A 4,683-nucleotide genomic window follows, 5' to 3' on the forward strand; every position below is an offset into this window, starting at 1 on the left:
ATTTTATCCGCCTCGGTTTCATGGCTCCTGCTAAAGGGCAGCATCACACCCACTGAGGACCCAACCCCATAAGCCGTGTTAAACAAAGCCCTGTCCGAGTCTTTTTGAAGTGCCACATTTCCCGCAAGCAAACCCGCTTGTTGTAAGCTTTGAGCCGTCATACGCTGGGCTCCGTGATCTGCCAGGGCATGTGCAACTTCATGACCCATAACTACGGCGATTCCCGTTTCATCCTGGCAAATGGGAAGTATTCCGGTATAAAAAACGATCTTTCCGCCCGGCATACACCAGGCATTGACGGTTTTATCCTCAACAAGGGTATACTCCCAGCGGTAGTCGCGCAGGTATTCCGGGTAGCCGTTTGCGCTTAACCACCGTTCCGCGGCCCTGGCAATTCGCTGTCCGACTTCTGTAATCTTTTTGGCATCTGCGGTTCCTTTTACAACTGAATTGGATTTTAAGAACGCATCATACTGTGCAAAGGCCGTTGGGAACATATCGCTGTTCTGATACATGTTCAGCGTGCTTTTTCCTGTAAACGGATTGGTTTTACACCCCATGCAACAGATGAGGATGATAAGGAATCCTACTTTTTTCATGTTCTGTCCAAATTTAAAACACCCCTAAAAGTAAAGAAGTCTTTGCACTATTTAATCACCAGAGAGCTGAAATTTTTGTCCACAACAATGGTATTGTTTCCATTGAGCTGTACATCTTTTTGGGTTACAGCCTCGTTGTCTACCTGTATCTTCTTAATCCGGAAAGGCAACCCGATAAAGTTGATTCTCAAGGTAGTGTAAGGCGTAATATAAGTGCCGTCCTTGAACTGTTGAATAATCAGTTCTTTGCCTTTTCCGGTGAGTTTAAAGTTCCGAAGGCTGTATTCCCCTTTTTTATAGTCATAGCCGTCCTGCCCGTCTTCGTAAACCGTGGATTGCTCAATACCCTCCACGTAATAGACGTTTAGGGTAAGTTCTTCGATGTCCTTTTCCCCCACATATTGCTGAACCGGGTATTTCGGAATAATGGCCCCGGCCTTAACGAAAATCGGAATCTTATCGATGTCGGCGGCCACCCACTTTTCCATGCCACCATCCACGACTTCCCCGGTCCAGTAATTGTGCCATTTTCCCCTGGGTACGTACATCCTCCGACCTTTCGCATTAGGTTCCTGAATAGGGCAAACCAAAATCTGTTCGCCAAATATAAACTCGTCTGTCCTGAAATGGGTCTGATGGTCCAGTTGATCGTAATACACCAGGGACTTCAACATCGGCACACCTTCCTTGACGTACTTCCAGAACATCGTGTAGAGGTAAGGGAGCAGTTGATAGCGCAATTCGATAAATTTACGTACGATCCCCGTCACCTCCTCGTCGAAGGACCAGGGTTCCTGGTCTCCGTGGTCCCCGCTTGAATGCACCCGGCAAAACGGGTGGAAAATACCCAGTTGCACCCATCGGGCAAAGAGTTCCCCATTAGGCTGTTCGGCAAACCCGCCAATATCCGAACCAGAAAACGACATCCCACTCATACAGAGGCGTTGTACTTGTACATTGGCAATCCAAAGGTGTTCCCAGGTCGCCACATTGTCTCCGGTCCACGTACTGGAGAATCGCTGTGTTCCGGAATAAGCGGCCCGCGTGATCACAAAGGGTCGTTTAGGAAACACGTATTTCTTTACGCCCTCATAGGTGGCACGCACCATTTGCATTCCATAGATGTTATGCGCCTTACGGTGGCTGCAGGGGTGCCCGTCGTAATCGTGACGGGTATCCAGGGGAGCTGTTTTCCCGGGCACCTCCATCACGGCTGGCTCATTCATATCGTTCCAAACCGCGTGAACCCCCGAATCTTTGATCAGGCCTTTATAGAGTTCTGCCCACCATTCCCGCACTTCCGGATTGGTAAAGTCCGGAAAACTACAGGGGCCCGGCCATACCTTACCCTGCATGATAGGGCCATCGGCCCGTTTACAGAAATAATCTTTTTCCAAAGCTTCCCTGTAAACCCAATAGTCCCGGTCTACTTTAATTCCAGGATCGATCATCACCACGGTCTTAAAGCCCTCTTCTTCCAATTCGCTAATCATCCGTTTGGGATCGGGGAAGTGGTTTTTATCCCAGGTAAAGCAACGAAATCCGTCCATATAGTCGATGTCGAGGTAAATCGCATCGCAGGGGATCTGCAGCTTCCTGAATTTTGTAGCGAGCTCCTTAACACGGCTTTCCGGGTAGTAACTCCATTTGGACTGGTGAAAACCTAGGGCCCAAAGGGGCGGCAGTTCCGGGGTACCGGTAAGGTCTGTGTAGGCCCTTACCACCCTTCGCATTTCCGGGCCGTAGAAAAAATAGTAATTCATCTCCCCCCCGTCTGCCCAAAAACTGGTGATGTTTCGCCTTTCGTGGGAAAAATCAAAATGGGTACAAAACGAGTTATCAAAGAAAATTCCATAGGCAATGTCGTTATGCAAGCCCACGTAATAGGGAACGGCTTTGTAGAGGGGATCCTGATCTTTCGCATAGGCGTACTGGTCGGTAACCCAGTTGTGCGTCCTTTTTCCCTTCAGATTGGTATGTGTGGCTTTGTCGCCCATGCCGTAAAAAGACTCCCCGGCCTGGGCCACTTTGCTCATTTTTACCGTATTCCCCCCGAATTCGTAGTTTTCTTCCCAGTGAAAACCCAGTTCATCTTCATTGATGACATTCCCGTTCAGGTCTTCGATCCGGATCCGAAGGCTCGCTTTATCCACAAAGACGCAAATCTTGGAGGTGCGAATCAGGTAGGCAGCGTCGGTTTCATCCTCCTGTATCTCATCAAAACCCCTGCTGTGGTTGGGACTGATCGCATACGAAAAATCGGGTTCGAATACATGGTCCGTCGCATACCGGAAGCGAAGGGCACTATTTCTGAGAATCGTAATCTCGAGGATTACGCCATTCTGACTGGTGAAGTAATATTTATCTGAGTCTTTGCGGTATTCGACTACCTGGGTGGGATACAGGTTGCCTTTAAACTCGAGTTCCGTGTTGGTGATCATTAAGGGAAGATTTTAAAACCTGACAAAAGAAATACAAAAGCCGTTAATACCGAAATCTACCCCGATCAAATCATAGCTATAACGTTTTCGCTTACCATTTACCGGAAAACCACTACCGAAAGCGGCGGCAGGCTTACCTCGATAGAGTGTTCAAACCCGTGCCAGGGGTTTTTGGAAACTTTAGCAGAACCATTTGCAATCCCACTCCCTCCATAGGCTGTGGCATCGCTGTTAAAAACCTCTGTAAGTTTTCTCGATTTTGGTATCCCAATCCGGTAATTTTCACGAGGGACCGGGGTGAAATTACAGGCGATAATCAGGTCGTCTTTGGGCAGTTTTCCTTTTCGGATATAGGTAAGCACCGAATTTTCAGAATCCCCGTAATCGATCCACTGGAAGCCCTCCGGGCTAAATTGCTTTTCGTAGAGTGCCGGATAGGTACGGTATAGGGTGTTCAGATCTGTAACCAGCTTTTGAATCCCCTTGTGAAAGTCGTATTCCAGCAAATGCCAGTCCAGGCTTTGTTGAAAATTCCACTCGGAAGACTGCCCGAATTCCGCCCCCATAAAGACGAGATTCGTGCCCGGATGGGTAAACATGTACCCGAAGAGCAATCGAAGGTTGGCGAAACGCTGCCATTCATCCCCGGGCATCCGGTATAAGAGGGACTGTTTTCCATAAACCACTTCATCGTGTGAAAACGGCAGCATAAAATTCTCTGTGAAGGCGTAGGTCATACTAAAAGTCAGATCGTTCTGATGGTGCCTCCGGTACACGGGTTCTTTCTTAAAATACTCCAGGGTGTCGTGCATCCATCCCATCATCCATTTCATACCAAAGCCCAACCCACCGGCACTAACAGGTCTTGAAACCATGGAAAAGGAAGTGGATTCCTCTGCAATGGTCTGCACCCCCGGATAGTTTTGGTATACTTCGGAATTGAGTTCTTTCAGAAAGGAAATGGCGTCCAGGTTTTCATTTCCCCCATAAATATTGGGTTCCCACTCCCCTTCTTCCCGGGAATAATCCAGGTAGAGCATAGAAGCTACCGCATCCACGCGCAGGCCATCGATATGATAGTCTTCCAACCAGAAAAGCGCATTGCTGATCAGAAAGGCACGTACTTCATTCCTGCCGTAGTTAAATATCAGGCTTTTCCAATCCGGGTGGTACCCCTTACGGCGGTCCGGGTTTTCATAGAGGTGGGATCCGTCAAAAAGACCCAGCCCATGCGCATCCTCGGGAAAATGAGAGGGCACCCAGTCCAGAATGACCCCAATGTCGTTTTGGTGGAGGGCGTCCACGAGCAATTTAAACTCCTCAGGCGTTCCAAAACGGGAGGTGGGGGCAAAATACCCGGTAAGCTGGTACCCCCAGGAAGGATCGTAGGGGTATTCCATAACGGGCATGAATTCCACATGGGTGAACTGCATCTCCTTTACATACTCCACCAGTTCTTTAGCCAGTTCTTTATAGGACAAAAATGTATTGTCTTTACCCTTTCTCCAGGATCCGAGGTGTACTTCATAGACTGAATAGGGTTGGTCGAGACTGTTTCGTTTTTCCCGGTTTCGCATCCAGCTGCTGTCTTTCCATTTGTAAGGTGCCTCCCACACCACTGAAGCTGTCTTTGGGGGGTGTTC

At 48.6% G+C, this 4,683-nt stretch carries 3 protein-coding genes; all 3 read right to left on the bottom strand.

The window, feature by feature from the left end; genetic code table 11:
• On the bottom strand, nt 1-599 hold a 599-nt coding region (locus WBV75_RS01510), incomplete at its 3' end, for a M48 family metallopeptidase (protein ID WP_424118892.1).
• A 47-nt stretch (nt 600-646) separates the two neighbouring features.
• Complete coding sequence (locus WBV75_RS01515) at nt 647-3,040, bottom strand: glycoside hydrolase family 31 protein (RefSeq protein ID WP_424118893.1); 2,394 nt, start codon at nt 3,038-3,040, stop codon at nt 647-649.
• A 98-nt stretch (nt 3,041-3,138) separates the two neighbouring features.
• Nucleotides 3,139-4,683: 1,4-alpha-glucan branching protein GlgB (gene glgB / locus WBV75_RS01520; RefSeq protein WP_424118894.1), on the bottom strand; the 1,545-nt coding region annotated here is incomplete at its 5' end.

This window comes from Robiginitalea sp. (assembly GCF_049588695.1).
Taxonomy (GTDB): Bacteria; Bacteroidota; Bacteroidia; order Flavobacteriales; family Flavobacteriaceae; genus Robiginitalea.